The following is a 17,853-nucleotide window of genomic DNA, read 5'->3' as shown; positions in this document are numbered from 1 at the left end:
ATATGAAAAAGATCATTTACACTGAAAAAGCTCCAGCTCCTATCGGACCTTATAATCAAGCAGTATTAGTAGGTAACACGTTATACACTTCAGGTCAAATTGCCATAAATCCGTCTAACGGAGAGTTAGTTTTAGATTCTATTGAAATAGAAACGGAACAGGTTATGCAAAATTTAAAAGCTATCTTAGAAGAAGTGGGCATGTCATTTGAAAACGTTATTAAATCCACTATATTCATTAGCGATATGGGAAATTTTGCAAAAATAAACGGTGTTTACGGTCAGTATTTTGATGAAAAAACCGCTCCGGCAAGAGAAACAGTACAAGTAGCTTGTTTACCTAAAAATGTGAATATCGAAATCTCTGTAATCGCTGTTCAATAGTCTAGTCTTTTCATTTAAAAGATAAATTTTACCTTTTAAAGTGTTTTTTGGAAGTATTTTTTTCATTACTATTGCAAAAATGATTGTTAAATGAAAAAAATTACTTCTTTGCTCCTATTAACCGGTCTCTTTACTTGGGGACAAGGAGTTAACCCTTCACCTACTGAAATAAAAAAAGCTCAGGAATTAAGAGCAATCTATGACAAATCTGATGTAGCTATCCTTAAAAGTACAGAAAAAGTAACTTTTGCTACCAGCAGAAACGATGAAAAAGTAGAAGTCAACCATTCCGTATCGGAAAGATTACTGAACATCAACAGCAGAGCTGATATTCATAAATATGAATTCTACGACAGTGAATCTGAGATCAATACTTTCTCAATTAAATTTAAGAACAGTAGAAAAGCAAATTTTTTTCCTGTGGATGAATTTTATAAGAGCAATGATCTTTTTTATAATGATGCACGCGTGAAATATTATCAGTTGGATTTTCCGGTTCAAGGCTATACTTACCTTTACGATATGGAAAAGAAAACAAATGATATAAAATACTTTACCACACTATATTTCAATGATGAATATCCGGTAATCGACAAAGAAGTTGTTATAACGGTTCCTAAATGGTTGAACTTAGAGATCAAAGAATTCAATTTTGAAGGACATGATATTACCAAAACCGTTAATTCGACTGCTGAAAGTACTACTTACAAATACGTAATAAAGAACCTGAAACCGGGAGCAAAAGAAGAAAACAAACCCGGACCAAGTTATTTATACCCTCACCTACTGTTCCTTGCCAAATCATTTACGCACGGGAAAGAAACCACAACTCTGTTTAATGAAACAGCTGACTTATATAAATGGTATAAATCATTGATCGATTCTATGGAAGATGATCCTACTGTTTATGCTGAAAAAGTTAAAGAATTGACTAAAGATGCTAAGACCGATGAAGAGAAAGTAAAAAATATCTATTATTGGGTACAAGACAACATCCGCTACATTGCATTTGAAGACGGTATAGCCGGTTTTAAACCTGACGAATCCAATAATGTTTTTACTAAACGCTACGGTGATTGTAAGGGTATGGCAAATTTAATTAAGCAAATGCTTAAACAAGCCGGTTTTGATGCCCGGCTTTGCTGGATAGGAACCAATCACATTGCCTATAGCTATGATCTGCCTTCACTTTCTGTAGACAATCACATGATTTGTGCATGGTTTAAAGACGGAAAGCACTATTTTCTGGATGGTACAGAGAAATACAATTCATTAGGCGAATATGCTAATCGCATACAAGGTAAACAGGTTTTAATAGAAGACGGAGAACAGTATATTCTTGACAGAATTCCTACCCAACCTTCTGCTTTTAACAAAGAGACTAAAACAATCACTTATACGATCGCTGATGAAGACCTTGTAGGGCATGTACATCAGGAATTAGCAGGCGAATCTAAAGCCTCTTTCTTATATGCTTACAACCACATTAAAAACGATAAAAAGGAAGATGCACTTAACTGGTATTTGTCCGGAGGTGACAAAAACAACGCTATTACAACTATTAAAACATCTGATCTAAGTAACCGGGACATTAAATTGATCATTGATTATGATTGCACCCTAAAAAATCAGGTATCTTCTTTTGATAATGAGATCTATGTCGATTTTGATTACAGTAAAGAATATAAAGGCTATGATTTTGAAACCCGGGAGGAAGATTTTGTATTCAGCTTTAAACCTTTTGATGACATTACCACTATTTTTAATATTCCTGACGGATATAAAGTAACAAAATTACCGGAAAACAGATCTTTTAAAAGTGATGATTATACCATTTCAATGACTTTTGAGACCAAAGGAAATCAAATTATCTATCGCAAAATATTTGACTTTAGTTCCGGAAAAATCAGAAAAGCTGATTTTGAGAACTGGAATAAAAATTTTAAAGAGTTCTCAAGTCTTTACTCAGAACAAATCGTACTATCAAAATAATTTTACTACATGAAAAAATACCTTTTATTATGTTTTAGCCTGATGAGCATTATGCTAAATGCTCAAAAAGCCGATGAGATCAAAGAATTGTATTGGGGAGCAGATGATCCGTACAAAAATGTAACCTCAGTACCCGACAAATACAAAAATGAATCGGCCGTTATCATTTATAAAAATGAGAATTATGACTTTCATAAGTTCATGGCTAAAGTAACTTATACTTCTTCTGTCAGAAAAAGAATAAAATTACTCGATCAGGCAGCTGTTAAACGATTTTCTGAATTTTCTTTTGAATCCAACTTTATCTCTAATCGCGGAGCCTATTATTACAACAGAAAAAGCAGTGAAGTGACTGTAGGGGTTAAAATCATCAAACCGGATGGAAAAGAAATTGAAATTGATGTAAATAAAGAGGCTGTAAAACAAGACGGCTCTACAAAAGTTGCTATATCCAACCTTGAGGTGGGTGATATTATTGATTATTATTTTCATACTGTTGAGCCTTTTGTTTCCGTATTAGAATACGGATTTGCACCGGTGGAAACCACTTTAGGCGAAAACTATCCGGTTTTAAACCTGAAAATTCTTTTTAAAACAGAGAATGACTTTTTTGTAAACTTCAATTCGTATAACGGAGCTCCTCCTTTAAAAAAAGTAGAAACTAAAAAAGGTAATGACCGAATCTATGAATTAGTGGCTCAGGATATTGAAAAAAATGATTTCCCCAGATGGTTCTTACCTTTGGTAGAAATGCCATGCTATAAATTTCAGGTGTTTTTTGCCCGTTCCGGAAAATTTGAAAAAAGAGCAGATGCCTTCTTACCGGAAAAAGAAAACATTATAAAAAGTGTTGTTACAAAAGAAGACATTTTTAATTATTATGATTCAAAATTTTCTCCTAACGGGGAATTAAAACCGGTAAACGAATTTTTGAAAGGAAAAACATTTGCTTCAGAAGAAGAAAAGATAATGGCTGTTTATTACTTTATCAGACATGAGTACTTCACCCGTTATATTGAGGCTTTTGTAGTTGATGAAGCTAAAATTATATCGTATCCTTATAATTTGTATGACTACCCTATTTTCTTTAGAACTGAGGAAAATTTTATTAACTATTTCATGGAATATCTAAAGAAAAGTAAAATTGATTATGAGATCATCATTGCTACTGGAAGAGAAAATGGTCCCATCAAGGATATTTTAATTCAGCAAAATGCGAAAGTCCTTTTAAAAATAAATACACCTAATCCGATCTATCTGAGCTCACTAGACTCTTTCAGTGTACCGAATCAATTTGATTCAGAAATTGAAGGTACACAAGCTTATGCGCTTAAAGTCGCTAAAAGTAAAAAAGTAACGGATATAGAAGAAATTACTCTTCCTCATTCCACAAATACTGATAATCATTCTGCTACAGTGACTAATGTTAAATTAACTGACAATTTCAGCAGTCTTCAGATTGAAAAGCAAACAGACCTTTACGGTCATAATAAAGAATTTGAACAAAAAAGTAAAATCAATTTTTACGACTATGTTAACGAAGATTATGAAAAATACGGCACAACACCTTTGTTAGACTTAGTAAAAAACAAAAAAAGAAAAGAACAGTATAAAAAAGAATACGACGCTTTATTAACTAAGTTAAAGGATAAGCAAACTGAAAAATTTAAGGAGGAACTTGAAAAAGAGTTTGAGACTAAAATAGAAGATTTGAGTTTTAAAATCATCAATACCGGAAGATTCGGAAAAGACACTCCTCTTTCTTTCAGTGAAAGCTTCAAGATCAAAGACAACTTTATTAAAAAAGCGGGGTCTAATTATATTATTGAGTTGGGAAAATTAATTGATTCGCAAGTAGATATTAAAGACAAAGAAAAAGACAGGACCAATAATATTTACATGAGTTTTCCAAGAGCTTTTGATTATACGATCAACTTAACAATACCTGACGGTTATACTGTTTCCGGAATTGACAAGTTCAACAAAAATGTAAGTAATGCTACCGGTTCTTTTATCAGTACTGCTGAAATAAAAGAAAATGTATTAACCATACATGCAACGAAGAAATACAATCACAATTATGAACCTGTTACCAACTGGTCTCAAATGATCGACTTCCTTGACACTGCTTACCAGTTCACTCAGGAAAAGATTTTACTTAAAAAGTTATAAGAAATAAAAAAAAAGGGAAGTTTAAAACTTCCCTTTTATATTTTAATCGATAGTTAAAGCATTCAATAAAAGTTGTGCAGTAGCTTCATTAGTTGCCAAAGGAACATTGTGAACATCACAAATCCTGATCAACATATTGATATCCGGTTCGTGCGGATGACTGGAATTAGGATCTTTAAAGAACAGAACCATATCCGTTTTTCCTTCAGCGACTCTTGCCGCTATTTGGGCATCACCTCCTTGCGGTCCCGAAAGCATTTTCTTTACTTTAATTCCAATACTTTCTACTTTACCTCCGGTTGTACCGGTAGCAATGATCCTTATTTTCTCGCGTATTAATATTTCTTTGTTTTTATTAATAAACTGTACCATATCAGCCTTTTTTCCATCGTGTGCAATAACGGCTATCTCATAAGGTTTCTTCATAAACAAATAATTTTAGTAAATATAAAAAAACCACGTTAAAAACGTGGTTTCTATTTTATTTATTCAATACATGGTATTCGATTAATCCGTCTATAGGCCTTCTTAAAACATTGCCTAAGACAATTCCGTGTTTATCCAGTATTTCTTTTAATTCGTCTTTCAGGTAAAAACCGATAGACCCTACAAAATGAACAGGAACTTCTTTATAATTTTCAAACTGTTTGATATAGTTGTCTACAAAAGCTTCCATTTCTTCAAAGATATAGGCTCTGCAAAATTCTGAATCCTTGTGTCTGATCAAAAATTTAGCAAAAGTCGCTAAATAAGCATTAGGGTTAGGTTCTTTGTATAATTTATTCTTAACAAAATCGGCATCTACATTAAATTCCTTTTCAAATTCTTTAGCCAGATCTTCCGGCATTTTATTAAAAAAATAACCTCTTAACAAATGACGTCCGAATCTGTTCCCGCTACAATCATCCATGGCTATATAACCTAACGACTGTACTTTTTGGTGCAATTCCTCACCGTCAAAATAACTACAGTTTGAACCGGTTCCTAAAATGCTGATAATGGCTTGCTGTCCTTTAGGAGCCGTAGCATAAGCTGCAGCATAAGTATCTTCATGAACATTTACATCAGCATTGACAAAATAACCTTTAAAAACTTCGGCTAAAAAGTTTTTCATTCTGTCTGTTCCACAACCTGCACCGTAAAAATACAAGTGCGTTGCTTTTTGTTTGTTATGCGAAATATCAAACTTGTCGTTCAGTCGTTTTACAACTTCTTCTTTAGACAAAACCTCAGGATTTAAGCCAAGTGTTTGGGTAGTAAACAATACTTTCCCACTCTCATCTATAGCAATCCAGTCGGCCTTAGTTGATCCGCTATCTACTATTAATTTCATTTTGTTAGGCGTTAGATAAATTAAAAATCCTTTGCCTTGAAAATCAAGAACAAAGGATTAAAACTACTACTCTTTTTACAAAGAAGCAATGTGTACAGATAAATCTAACAACTTACTCGAATATCCATACTCATTATCGTACCAAGAAACCAGTTTAAAGAATGTTGAATTCAAACCGATTCCTGCTTTAGAATCTACAATTGACGTACGAGAATCTGAAATAAAATCCTGAGAAACCACATCATCTTCAGTAAAACCTAAAATACCTTTCATTGACGTTTCTGAAGCATTTTTTAGAACTTTCATGATCTCTTCGTACGAAGTTTCTTTTGCCAATTTTACAGTTAAATCTACAACTGAAACATCAGCAGTAGGAACACGCATTGACATACCTGTTAGTTTTCCGTTCAATTCAGGAATTACTTTTCCAACAGCTTTTGCTGCTCCTGTTGAAGCCGGAATAATATTTAATAAAGCAGCTCTACCTCCACGGAAATCTTTTCTTGAAGGTCCGTCTACTGTTAACTGAGTTGCTGTTGTAGCGTGAACTGTAGTCATTAAACCTTCTACAATTCCGAAGTTATCATTGATTACTTTGGCTAACGGAGCCAAACAGTTAGTTGTACAAGACGCATTAGACACGATCACGTCTGCAGCAGTTGCTTTTTCATGATTTACTCCCATTACAAACATTGGAGCATCAGCAGAAGGAGCTGAAATCACTACTTTTTTAGCACCTCCTTTAATATGAGCCTGAGCTTTATCTAATGTGGTAAAAATACCGGTACATTCTGCAACAACGTCAACATCTACTTTTTCATCGTCCCACTTGATTAAAGTCGGATCTTTTTCGGCAGTAACTCGGATGAATTTATCGTTTACATAAAGTTGACCGTCTTTTACTTCAACTTTTCCGTTAAACTTTCCGTGAACTGAATCATATTTCAATAAGTAAGCTAAGTGATCTACGTCTAATAAATCATTAATCGCCACTACTTCTATATTATCTCTGTTCATTGATTCTCTGAAAACAATTCGACCGATTCTTCCGAATCCGTTAATACCTAATTTAACTTTTGACATTTTTATTGTTTTTAATTATTATCTTTTATTTTAAATTGACATGATGTCGGAAACTCTCAACAATTCTCTATCAATTTCATAATGACCTTTGATAGCTTGTTCTAACGGAGTCAGTTCCACTTTATCACTGATAAGTCCGACCATAAAGTTAGATTTTCCTTCTAACAAAGACTCTACGGCTTTCACTCCTAATCTTGAAGCTAATACCCGGTCAAAACATGAAGGAGCTCCCCCGCGTTGCATGTGTCCTAAAACAGAAACCCGAACATCATATTCCGGCAGGTTCTCTTCTACATAATCTTTTAATTCAAAAACATTTTTACCGATCTTATCCCCTTCTGCAACGACTACGATACTTGATGATTTTCCGGAACTTTTACTTCTTTCCAATGACTCTAATAAACGTTCCAACCCCATATCTTCCTCCGGGATCAAAATTTCTTCTGCTCCTGCACCGATTCCGGCATTTAATGCTATATGACCGGCATCTCTTCCCATCACTTCCACAAAGAACAAACGATTATGAGAACTGGCTGTATCTCTGATCTTATCGATAGCTTCCACAACGGTATTAAGAGCTGTATCGTAACCTAATGTATGACTGGTTCCGTAAATGTCATTATCAATTGTTCCGGGAATTCCCATTACCGGAAAACCGTATTCCTTATTAAATACTTCCGCACCGGTAAACGATCCGTCTCCGCCTATAACTACCAAAGCATCAACTCCGACAGCTTTTAAATGTTCATAAGCTTTTTTGCGACCTTCTGCGGTCATGAACTCTTTAGAACGAGCTGATTTTAAAACCGTTCCGCCTTTGTTTACAATATTATTAACAGTACGAGGTCCCATTTCCTTGAAGTCACCTTCAATCATTCCCTGGTAGCCTCTGTACACACCGATACATTCCACTTGATGAAAAGCACAAGTTCTAACAACCGAACGAATAGCAGCATTCATTCCCGGAGCATCTCCTCCTGAAGTTAAAACAGCAATTTTCTTAATGTTTAATGACATATTTTTCATTTTGTAGTGTAAATTTAGAAAAGGAAATTAATAAAAAATAATTAATAGGCTCTATTTTTATCGTTTCAGCAAAATTCAAACGTTTTCGTTGATAACTTTTTAATAAATAACGTATTTCTACTCTATTTCCGGCACTTTCTGCACATCGTCAGAATCTTTAGAATCTGATTTTCTTTGTTTTCTGTCATTGACAAAATTTAAAAAGTCCGGTGGCAAATCAGAATCCGGTAAATCATTAGAAGAATCACTTGAAGATTCTTCTTCTTTTTTCGCTTTGAATATTTTTTTGATCAGTTCCCGGAAGTTATCAAAATCCACGCTATAGGTCAAACCGATACCCTGTGTATAACCAATACCTTCCCCTATATAATTGATATCATTTTCCTTATTGAAAACTCTTGCTTTAAACGAACCGTCCTTACTCAACTGCATTTGAGCTTCAACGTTTCCGACTAAAACTGATTCGGTCACACCTCCTACAGGAACTCCTAATTTACCGTTAATAGTAATCTTATCATTAATCTGAGTGTTTAAAGTAACCCCAACTCTATCGGAAACCTGATTAACTCTGTCTCCCTGACTATAATCAACTCCTAAGCGAAGCTTGCTGTCTTCATCGGCAAAAATATCGTTGAACAAGGAACTGGCTCTTTCAAACAAAGGTCCGTAAGCGGCATTTCCTGCTGTTTCTGCTGTTACAAAAGAACCGGTTGACAATAAAGCAAAAGCCTGATTCTGACGTGTATCTTTATCTTGTAAACGGTATTCGATCTCACTTTTCAGTACTGAGCTAACCGTTGGAAAATTAATATTGAAATCGGGCTGCGGATTGCTTAAATTACCGTTAATCAGAATAGAAACATCTGTATCCACTTTTCTGTTAAATGAAGCGCTCTCTAATAAAACTCCCGGATTAGCCTGTGTGTGGTAAACCGCTTCTAAATTCAGAATCGCATTCATAGGCTCTCCTTCCCAACGAATGGTTCCTCCTCTCTTTACTGAGAATTTCTTATCTATTAATCCCGCATATTTGAAACGGTACTCACCTTCTTCAACTAAAAAGTCACCATACATTAAAAACTTCCCGAGCGTATTGATCTCCATTTTCATGGAACCATATCCTCTCCCTTTCATAGCATGACCGGACTCCCGATCCAGAATTACTTCGATCTCTGCATCAGTATCAATATCAAAATCAAAACTTAACTCAATTCCCTGATATTTATTTTTAATAATTGTGTATCCGTATTTTGCATTTAATTTTTCTTCCCGCGTAATAAAATTCAGGAATGAATTATCTCCGATTTCCTCTGAATCATTTACCGGAATTTTAATGGATGTTCCTTTTTCCGATTCCCCTACTACATTAATAAACAAAGCATCTGTAGGTCCGGTTATGGTTGCATAACCATTCATAAAAGCTGTCCCGTAATAATAAACATCATCATCGTCTTTTGTATCAAGAGCTAAGATATTATGAGATTTAAGTTCCAAATCCATTTCCCAATTATCAAACGCTTCATGCTTTACACTACCGTTTAAAATTCCTGAAGTATTATACTTGGTATCAGTTATTCTGATATTTCGGAATAAGAATTGGTGTTCCGTAACGTCAACTATAGCGTTCTTCTCAAATTCATAATCTACATTTAAGTACGGAATCCGTAGACCTGAATCATTCAGGTAAAGTCTACCGTCTACTTCCGGTCTATTAATGGTTCCGGCAATAGTTGCTTTTCCCGTTGCATTTCCTCTGACATCTGAAACGATTGAACTTAGTAAAGGACCGAATGGTGTAAGTGAAAATTTATCGAATGAAGCTTCCAGATTCAGGTTTGAACTATCATTGTCATTTGTAATATCACCGTACAATTCAAATGTACGTTCTCCGTTTTGTTTGATCGCTGATTTTACATCGAAACGATTAAAATCATCATTTCCCTCAACATTGAACACTAAGTCTCCAACCGGATAATTATTAATACTCAGGCTGTCAATCTTGATACGGGAAGACGGTTTGTAAATTTTTTTATTTTGCTTAAGCGTACTGAATCCGTTCAGTTTCCCTTTAAAAGACAAGCTATCAATTGAAGGCGTTAATTTTTCCAGATCTACATCATGAAAAACAAGATTAAGATCCTTTTCAGTAGAATCTTTCATTGTCCCGAAAAAACTCATGTATTGTTCATTATGAGAAAGACTGATCTTCTCAAAATTAAAATCTGTTAACTTTTTATCAAAAACTATTTTGTTGTCATTCGTTTCTTTCTCGTTGATAAACCATAAATAATCTTTCAATCTTATCTCAGATCTTTTGAAACCTACAACTGATTTTTTATCTTCATCAATAGTGTGGTATAAATTCAATGAAAACTGATCCTGATCTTTATTTCCACCGTTAAACTCTGTTCTCACAAACAACGTATCATTCATGGTAATATTGATCAGGTTAAAATCGGAAACCCTATATTTCCCCACCCGCATACTGTCCATTACGACATAAGTGTTGTACAATGGGTTCTTATTGTCCACATCTATTTTGATATTACTAAAGGTTCCCTTAAAGGCTAAGACTTCCGGTGAAGTAAAATCCAGTTCAAACTTACCGCTATCTCCGTTGATTTTTCCTTTGAGCTTTGTATTTTGTGAAATGGAAACTTCCGGAACAAAAACTTCCACAATCTTATTATAGATCGTAAAATTAAAGTCTAAGAATTGTTCTTTATCTAATTTATTCGGAACATAATTAGCATACAAACTTCCTACCGCATTTTCAAGCATTTTCACTACTTGATTTATTTTATATTTACCAACAACCTTCCCTTGAATAATATCTGTTGAATTTACTGATATAGTTCTCACTTTTTCCTCATCAAAGGAAGAAGTAATCTGAAAATCGTTAAAGAAATACGATTTTTTAATGTTTTGATACGACACATTTTCAAGAACTAATTTCCCGTCCAGATCATCAAAACCATTTCCTTTTGCATCGAAACTGACTTTTCCTTTAAAAATGGAGATCGTATCCTTTTTGTTGAAATGCAAAGCATAGAGATCAGCATAATCAATTTGAGAAACAAAATTGTAATTTTTAATTTTTGAACTCATATCGATCACACCGTCAAAATCCATTCGCAAATTAGGATCGTTACTATTGAAATATCCTTTAAAATAAGGCATTTTCATAGTTCCGTCAACTGTAACATTATGGTAATTGTAATTGTTATAATAAAAGGATTCTATTTTCCCTTTTATTGAAGTATTGAGATATTCCTGCGTAAATCCTTGTCCATCTACTTTAGCACTACCGGATACGGTTCCGATCGTAGCATCGTTTAAAAGAATTCCGACATTAAACTTATTCAACGTTAAATCCCCTTGATATTTTGCGTTATCGATATTATCAATATCCTGAATATTCAGGTCGGCATCTACTATTCCTATTGAAGATACCAGATAAACATCCGAATTGATGTATTTATTAGTAAGCTCAACATCTCCTGAAATATTCACACTCCCCAGTTTCGCTAAAGAACTAGGCAAATTTTCACCTAAAATACGAGGCAAAATATTCCCTAAATTACCATAATTAGAACTGATCCTTGTAAAGTTTCCTTTTATCTTAAAAGAGTCCTCTTTGGCAAACAAATTCTGAAACGTAACATTACCTACTATTTCTGATTGGTTCTTATCCAGAAGCTTTAAATTCCGGGTCGTAAAATTATTTAATGTTCCTACCAAATGTGTATCCAGATAAAAAACATTATCCTTCCCGAATTCATTATAAAAGTAATTCAGATCATTTGAAGCTATTGAAACTTTATCAAACTCAGCATCAAAGACAACTTTATTGTTAAAATCTGCAAAATCTTCTCGTTTATAACGCAATTCAACTTTCCCGACAACATGAGATTCTTCTGAATTCATATCTAAATTATCCAAAAGGATATTCTTCTTCGTATAGGTAAAGTCTGAAGTCAGTTTTTCTACTTTTAAACCTCTATAATCTTGCAATGTCAGTTCCTTTATAAAAGTAGTTACATCCGGACCTTTTATATAAAAATCTTCTAACCTCCCTCCCAGATCCGTAAAATCTAAAAGTTTAGGATTATTCAGGTTCTGATTGATATATCTAAAACGGCTTTCGTAAACATTAAAGGCATCGACTTTCATTCTGAACTTACCGGATGAAGGAGTACCGTCGTCAAAAGCTGCTACAAACTTATCCAGATTAGTCTCTTTTTCTCCTTTGTATTCGATGATCTTTGTATCCAGTCCGTGAATGGTGACTTCTCCCAGATATGGATGTCCTTTTTGGTATAGTGCTTTGAAATTTAAAATGGAAGTATTAAGTTTTTCTATATAGAACAACGTGTCTTTGTGGTGATCTCTTACCAGCACATCTCCCAGCTTTACATTTCCGAAAGGAGAAATAGCCACACGATCAATAGTAATATCCGTACCAAACTCCTTATTCAGTGCGTCAGTGGCATAACGTCCTAAAAAAGTTTGTACAAAAGGTAACGACAATAATATTCCTAACAGCAGTAAGAATAACAAAAGGTAAGTTACCGTGCGAACTATTATTTTTTTTACTTTTCCGATAGCTTATTTTATTCGTAAATTTGCTGAAAAATCAGCAAAAAACACAATTTAACAAAAGTAATGAATTTTGTAAGATATTTACAAGTTAGAATTCATCAAATTTTATGCCTTTTTTATGAGTACTGAAAACATTTACACCTTAGCAATAGAAAGTTCTTGCGATGACACTTCAGCAGCTGTTTTGCTTAACGATAAAGTACTATCGAATATTGTGGCAAGACAGTCTGTTCACGAAGAATATGGTGGCGTTGTTCCGGAGCTTGCTTCCAGAGCTCACCAGCAAAATATTGTTCCTGTTGTAGATGTTGCCTTAAAAAAAGCTGGAATCCGAAAAAATGACCTGTCTTGTATCGCTTTTACACAAGGACCGGGACTCATGGGGTCTTTACTTGTAGGTGGTTCTTTTGCTAAATCTATGAGCCTTGCATTAGAGATTCCTCTTATTGCCGTCAATCATATGAAAGCACATATTCTGGCTCACTTCATTGCAGAAGAAGGATTTGACAAACCTACCTTTCCGTTTTTAGCTTTAACCATTTCCGGAGGACATACTCAAATTGTAAAAGTAAACAGCTTCTTTGACATGGAAATAATCGGCGAAACTACTGACGATGCGGTGGGTGAAGCTTTTGATAAATCTGCTAAAATACTAGGATTACCTTATCCCGGAGGACCACTAATTGATAAATTTGCCCAAGAAGGAAACCCCAAGGCATTTCCGTTCACTAAACCCAAAGTAGATGGTTTAAATTTCAGTTTCAGCGGATTAAAAACACAAATTTTATATTTCATACAGAAAAAAGTCGCTGAAAACCCTGATTTCATAGAAGAGAATAAAGCCGATATCTGTGCTTCCATTCAATATACCATTATCAATATATTAATGGATAAGCTAAAAGAAGCCGTCAAACAAACCGGCATTAAACAAATTGCTATTGGTGGCGGTGTTTCTGCAAACTCCGGAATTCGTAAAACGCTGAAAGAAGCTGAAAAAAAATACGGCTGGAAAACTTTTATTCCTAAATTTGAATACACAACCGATAATGCGGCTATGATCGGCATTGTGGGATATTATAATTTTTTAGAACATAATTTCAGTCACTCTGATATTGTTTCTAAAGCAAGAATCGAATTTTAAACACATGCAATTATTCTATAACGCTAACATTCAAGATTCGGATACTTTCTTTACTTTTGACAAAGAAGAAAGCAGACATATTGTCAAAGTATTACGCAAATCCGAAGGTGATATTGTCTTTATAACAAACGGCTTAGGTACTTTATTTACATCTGAGATTAGCATTGCTTCAGATAAAAAATGTGAAGTTAAAATCACAGAGATCCGCTCTTTTCCTAAATCAGAATATCATTTACATATTGCTGTAGCACCGACAAAAATGAACGACCGACTGGAATGGTTCTTAGAAAAAGCAACTGAAATAGGCATTCAGGAGATCACACCTGTTATCTGTGAACATTCTGAGCGTAAAGTTTATAAAACTGACCGGGCTGAAAAGATTTTACAATCAGCCATGAAACAATCGTTACAATATTATTTGCCAAAAATCAATGAACCGGTTTCTTTTAAAGATTTTATTCAGAAGGCTACTGCCCAAAATAAATTCATTGCCCATTGTGTGGAAAGCGAACGAAAATCATTAAAAGATTGCATCAAACCAAAAGAAGAATACCTGATCTTAATTGGTCCCGAAGGTGATTTTTCCGAAAAAGAAATTGAATTAGCTTTAACCAATAACTATCAGGCTGTATTGCTTGGCAACACTCGCTTAAGAACAGAAACAGCTGCTTTAGTAGCATGTCATACGGTTGCCCTGTTAAATGAATAACTGACTATGAAAAAAAAGAGATTGATTTTTAATTTAGTAATAAGTATACTACTGTTTAATTGGGGATTCTCTCAGGATATTGCACTACTTAAATATTCCGGCGGAGGCGATTGGTATGCTAACCCTACTTCCTTACCTAATTTAGTAGCATTCTGTAACCAAAATGCTCATACTAAGATCAATCCTAAAATCAATACGGTAACAGCCGAAAGTTCTGAATTGTTCTCCTACCCTTTTGTTCATATGACCGGACACGGGAATGTTCTCTTTTCACCCAATGAAGTTGAGAATTTAAGAAATTACCTGAATTCCGGCGGCTTTTTACATATCGACGACAATTACGGAATAGACGAATATATTCGCAGGGAAATTAAAAAAATTTTCCCGAATGACGATTTAGTTGAAATTCCTGTAAACCATCCTATTTTTAAGGCTCCTTATAAATTTCCTAACGGACTTCCGAAAATCCATGAACACGACAATAAAAGACCTAAAGCTTTCGGAATCTTTAGTGGTGACCGGCTGGTATTGCTTTATACTTATGAATGTGACTTAGGAGACGGTTGGGAAGACACAGAAGTACACAACGACCCCGAAAGCGTTCGTATGAAAGCGTTACAAATGGGAGCCAATATTCTCTATTATATTTTCAGTAACTAAAATTTGGAACAACTTACCCATTATAACAGTTCTTTTGAACCCCGTCGTTTCCCTATAACCGTTATTTGTGATGCGGTTTATTTTCAGCAAAATATCGGCAGTATATTTAGAATTTGTGATGCATTCGGTGTTTCCAAAATCCTCTTTACCGGAGAGCATTTTATTTTTTCGGAACGAAAAATCAACAAAACTTCCCGCAATACTCACAAAACAGTTCCTTTTGAAATTATAAAAGATAAAGAGCTTCTCATTGAGCGACTAAAAAAAGACAACTTTTACCTTATTGCTATTGAAATTACGGATAACAGTATCCCTATCGAAAACCTTCAGTTAAAAGACAAAAAGGCAACACCATTAGCACTCATCATCGGAAATGAGATCTCCGGGATATCAAAAGAATTATTACGTATATCTGATCAGACTGCCCATATCAATATGTATGGTCAAAACAGTAGTATGAATGTTGTACAAGCCTTATCCATTGGACTTTTCGCAATAACACAAGCTATAAAATAATATTCTTACAAAAATTTTCTTCTATTTTTTAGGTTTATTAACTTTTTATTATAAATTTGTTATAATAATTTAAACTATTAACCTAATTGTATTTTTATTAACAAATTTTTTTAAAATTATGAGAAAATTATTTTTATCTGTTGCCGTAGCAGCGGTATTATTTTCTTGCAGCAATGAAGAAAATAATAGTGAAATGGAAATCAGTAACAATTCGGTTACTAGTAGAAATTGTGCTTCAAACGATGTTTTGGAAGCTCAATTAAAAGAAAATCCACAATTAGCCGTGAAAATGGCTGAAATTGAAAATTTCACTGAAAGCTTTTTAAACAATCCTACGAGTCAAATGCGTTTAGTAAACGGTAGTATTGAAATCCCTGTTGTGGTGAATGTTTTATACAACTCTGCTTCTGAAAATATTTCTTTAGCACAAATCCAATCTCAAATTGATATCTTGAATCAGGATTTTAACGGAAATAATCCCGATTTCAACCAAGTTCCTTCACTTTTTAGTGGTGTAAAAGCAGATATCGGAATCTCTTTTGTCTTAGATAATGTCATCCGAAAATCAACCCGAAAATCATCATGGGGAACCAGAGATGCCATGAAAAGTAGCAAAAGAGGCGGAATTGATGCTACTAGCCCTGATACTAAGCTAAACATCTGGGTTTGTACAATCGGTGGCGGAATCTTAGGTTACGCTCAGTTTCCGGGAGGTTCTTCTTCTACTGACGGTGTCGTAATTGATTCCAGATATTTCGGAAATACCGGTACTGCAACAGCTCCGTTTGACAAAGGTAGAACTGCTACTCACGAAATCGGTCACTGGATGAACTTAAGACACATTTGGGGTGACACAACTTGCGGAACTGACTATGTTGCGGATACTCCGACTCATAATACTGCGAATTACGGTTGTCCGTCATACCCTCATTATTCTACATGTAGCGGTACTCCGGTAGAAATGACAATGAACTACATGGATTACACTGACGATGCTTGTATGTATATGTTTACAAACGGGCAAAAAAGCAGAATGATGGCTATTTTTGCAGCCGGTGGTCCGAGAGAAACTTTTGCTCAACCTTAAAAAATATAAATTACACATAAAAACTCGCCTTCAAACGGCGAGTTTTTTTATTTTTGTATATGACTTCAAAAGAACTATCAAACGGAATATTACGAACTATAGGCATACTTTGCCTTATCGTTGTGGGTTTTTATCTGGCTTACAAATTATCAGCTCTTTTGATTTACATTCTTATTTCACTGGTACTAACCTTATTGACGAATCCTGTAGTTCAATTTTTAAAAAGGAAATTAAAATTCAAAAATACCTTAGCTGTTATTACTACCTTGTTCTTAGTCTTATTACTTATTTCAGGTTTCATATTGCTCTTTGTTCCACTTTTAATCACTCAGGGACAAAACCTTTCCTTATTAGATATCAAAACTTTAGAAAATAATTACAACGAACTCATACAAACCATTAGTCATTTTTTAGAAACAAATGGTTTTCATTTAGAAGATGTGGCAACCAGCGATATCTTTTCAGCTTTAAACCTTAATTTTTTATCTGATTTTTTTAACAGTCTGTTAAACTTCATCAGTAATCTAGGTATCGGATTAGCATCTGTACTTTTTGTCACTTTTTTTCTTTTAAAAGAGAAAGATTCTTTTTTCAATGCTTTCAAAGCTGTTTTACCCGATGAACAAAAATCAAAGGTGTTAACATCAATAGACAAGATCAACCAACTTTTGAGCCGTTATTTCGGAGGCTTATTACTTCAACTTTTTATCATTTTAATCCTGAATCTCATTGTTTTTTTGATCTTTGGTGTTGAAAATGCTTTTATAATTGCATTGTTGTGTGCTATTTTAAATATCATTCCCTATTTAGGTCCATTATTAGCCATGATCGTAGCAAGTTCTTTAGTAATGCTAAGTGGCATAGGTCAAGATTTTATAAATGATGTCTTACCGACAACCCTTTATGTGATCATTGGAATGACTATTGTTCAATTAATCGATAACAACATTAACCAACCTATTATTTTTTCAAAAAGTACTAAAAGTCATCCATTAGAAATATTTTTAGTCATTTTAGCTTCAGGAAGCTTATTTGGGGTTTTAGGAATGATTGTTGCAGTCCCTACATATACAGCTTTAAAAGTGATCGCTAAAGAATTTTTACCCAATAACAGACTTATTAAAGCTTTAACCAAAAACATTTAATCTT

The 17,853-nt window shown here is 34.2% G+C and carries 14 protein-coding genes; 9 read left to right on the top strand and 5 right to left on the bottom strand.

Going from position 1 to position 17,853, the window contains the following annotated elements; translation table 11 throughout:
- Positions 1 to 2 precede the first annotated feature (2 nt).
- The 3 genes from NHF50_RS14135 (at position 3) to NHF50_RS14125 (ending at position 4,547) form a co-directional block, all read left to right on the top strand.
- A complete protein-coding gene (locus NHF50_RS14135) occupies positions 3 to 383 on the top strand; it encodes a RidA family protein (RefSeq protein ID WP_109570263.1) in 381 nt (126 codons plus the stop codon).
- 90 nt (positions 384 to 473) lie between these two features.
- Positions 474 to 2,375, top strand: coding sequence for a transglutaminase family protein (locus NHF50_RS14130; protein ID WP_252777056.1), 1,902 nt, complete (start codon positions 474 to 476; stop codon positions 2,373 to 2,375).
- A 9-nt stretch (positions 2,376 to 2,384) separates the two neighbouring features.
- Positions 2,385 to 4,547: a DUF3857 domain-containing protein gene (locus NHF50_RS14125; RefSeq protein WP_109570261.1), complete on the top strand. Its 2,163-nt coding sequence runs from the start codon at positions 2,385 to 2,387 to the stop codon at positions 4,545 to 4,547.
- A 42-nt stretch (positions 4,548 to 4,589) separates the two neighbouring features.
- On the opposite strand, the gene NHF50_RS14120 is transcribed toward NHF50_RS14125, so the two are convergent.
- From NHF50_RS14120 to NHF50_RS14100, 5 genes are all read right to left on the bottom strand, one after another.
- Positions 4,590 to 4,973, bottom strand: coding sequence for a methylglyoxal synthase (locus tag NHF50_RS14120; protein WP_109570260.1), 384 nt, complete (start codon positions 4,971 to 4,973; stop codon positions 4,590 to 4,592).
- 55 nt (positions 4,974 to 5,028) lie between these two features.
- A complete protein-coding gene (locus tag NHF50_RS14115; RefSeq protein WP_252777055.1) occupies positions 5,029 to 5,880 on the bottom strand; it encodes a BadF/BadG/BcrA/BcrD ATPase family protein in 852 nt (283 codons plus the stop codon).
- 75 nt (positions 5,881 to 5,955) lie between these two features.
- The gene (gap, locus tag NHF50_RS14110; RefSeq protein ID WP_109570258.1) at positions 5,956 to 6,963 is read right to left on the bottom strand and encodes a type I glyceraldehyde-3-phosphate dehydrogenase; all 1,008 of its coding nucleotides are present in this window, start codon (positions 6,961 to 6,963) and stop codon (positions 5,956 to 5,958) included.
- Between the two features lie 30 nt (positions 6,964 to 6,993).
- Positions 6,994 to 7,980 carry a 6-phosphofructokinase gene (gene pfkA, locus NHF50_RS14105; RefSeq protein WP_252777054.1) on the bottom strand — a complete coding sequence of 329 codons (987 nt, stop codon included), beginning with the start codon at positions 7,978 to 7,980 and terminating at the stop codon, positions 6,994 to 6,996.
- A 126-nt stretch (positions 7,981 to 8,106) separates the two neighbouring features.
- A complete protein-coding gene (locus NHF50_RS14100; protein WP_245896430.1) occupies positions 8,107 to 12,549 on the bottom strand; it encodes a translocation/assembly module TamB domain-containing protein in 4,443 nt (1,480 codons plus the stop codon).
- Between the two features lie 160 nt (positions 12,550 to 12,709).
- Between NHF50_RS14100 and tsaD the strand changes: the two genes are divergently transcribed.
- The 6 genes from tsaD (at position 12,710) to NHF50_RS14070 (ending at position 17,849) form a co-directional block, all read left to right on the top strand.
- Positions 12,710 to 13,732 (top strand): tRNA (adenosine(37)-N6)-threonylcarbamoyltransferase complex transferase subunit TsaD, encoded by a 1,023-nt coding sequence (gene tsaD / locus NHF50_RS14095; RefSeq protein WP_252777053.1) that lies wholly within the window; start codon positions 12,710 to 12,712, stop codon positions 13,730 to 13,732.
- A 4-nt stretch (positions 13,733 to 13,736) separates the two neighbouring features.
- Entirely contained in the window at positions 13,737 to 14,441 is a 705-nt protein-coding gene (locus NHF50_RS14090; RefSeq protein WP_109570694.1) for a 16S rRNA (uracil(1498)-N(3))-methyltransferase, read from the top strand.
- 6 nt (positions 14,442 to 14,447) lie between these two features.
- Positions 14,448 to 15,101 carry a DUF4159 domain-containing protein gene (locus tag NHF50_RS14085; protein ID WP_252777052.1) on the top strand — a complete coding sequence of 218 codons (654 nt, stop codon included), beginning with the start codon at positions 14,448 to 14,450 and terminating at the stop codon, positions 15,099 to 15,101.
- A gap of 3 nt (positions 15,102 to 15,104) precedes the next feature.
- The gene (locus NHF50_RS14080) at positions 15,105 to 15,617 is read left to right on the top strand and encodes a TrmH family RNA methyltransferase (protein WP_109570255.1); all 513 of its coding nucleotides are present in this window, start codon (positions 15,105 to 15,107) and stop codon (positions 15,615 to 15,617) included.
- Between the two features lie 118 nt (positions 15,618 to 15,735).
- Positions 15,736 to 16,704, top strand: coding sequence for a zinc metalloprotease (locus tag NHF50_RS14075; protein WP_109570254.1), 969 nt, complete (start codon positions 15,736 to 15,738; stop codon positions 16,702 to 16,704).
- Positions 16,705 to 16,763: 59 nt separating this feature from the next.
- Positions 16,764 to 17,849, top strand: coding sequence for an AI-2E family transporter (locus NHF50_RS14070; RefSeq protein WP_109570253.1), 1,086 nt, complete (start codon positions 16,764 to 16,766; stop codon positions 17,847 to 17,849).
- Positions 17,850 to 17,853 lie beyond the last annotated feature (4 nt).

This window comes from Flavobacterium sp. NRK F10, from assembly GCF_024054235.1.
Taxonomy (GTDB): Bacteria; Bacteroidota; Bacteroidia; order Flavobacteriales; family Flavobacteriaceae; genus Flavobacterium; species Flavobacterium sediminis.
Note: the sequence above shows the minus strand (reverse complement) of the source record. Positions and strands in the feature narration are given on the sequence as shown.

Bases quoted from the DNA above. Each gene is read 5' to 3' on its own strand.
- NHF50_RS14115 (WP_252777055.1), bottom strand. From the start codon at position 5,880: ATGAAATTAATAGTAGATAGCGGATCAACTAAGGCCGACTGGATTGCT.
- NHF50_RS14120 (WP_109570260.1), bottom strand. From the start codon at position 4,973: ATGAAGAAACCTTATGAGATAGCCGTTATTGCACACGATGGAAAAAAG.
- NHF50_RS14130 (WP_252777056.1), top strand. From the start codon at position 474: ATGAAAAAAATTACTTCTTTGCTCCTATTAACCGGTCTCTTTACTTGG.
- NHF50_RS14090 (WP_109570694.1), top strand. From the start codon at position 13,737: ATGCAATTATTCTATAACGCTAACATTCAAGATTCGGATACTTTCTTT.
- NHF50_RS14085 (WP_252777052.1), top strand. From the start codon at position 14,448: ATGAAAAAAAAGAGATTGATTTTTAATTTAGTAATAAGTATACTACTG.
- NHF50_RS14075 (WP_109570254.1), top strand. From the start codon at position 15,736: ATGAGAAAATTATTTTTATCTGTTGCCGTAGCAGCGGTATTATTTTCT.
- NHF50_RS14070 (WP_109570253.1), top strand. From the start codon at position 16,764: ATGACTTCAAAAGAACTATCAAACGGAATATTACGAACTATAGGCATA.
- NHF50_RS14135 (WP_109570263.1), top strand. From the start codon at position 3: ATGAAAAAGATCATTTACACTGAAAAAGCTCCAGCTCCTATCGGACCT.
- gap (WP_109570258.1), bottom strand. From the start codon at position 6,963: ATGTCAAAAGTTAAATTAGGTATTAACGGATTCGGAAGAATCGGTCGA.
- NHF50_RS14125 (WP_109570261.1), top strand. From the start codon at position 2,385: ATGAAAAAATACCTTTTATTATGTTTTAGCCTGATGAGCATTATGCTA.
- tsaD (WP_252777053.1), top strand. From the start codon at position 12,710: ATGAGTACTGAAAACATTTACACCTTAGCAATAGAAAGTTCTTGCGAT.
- pfkA (WP_252777054.1), bottom strand. From the start codon at position 7,980: ATGTCATTAAACATTAAGAAAATTGCTGTTTTAACTTCAGGAGGAGAT.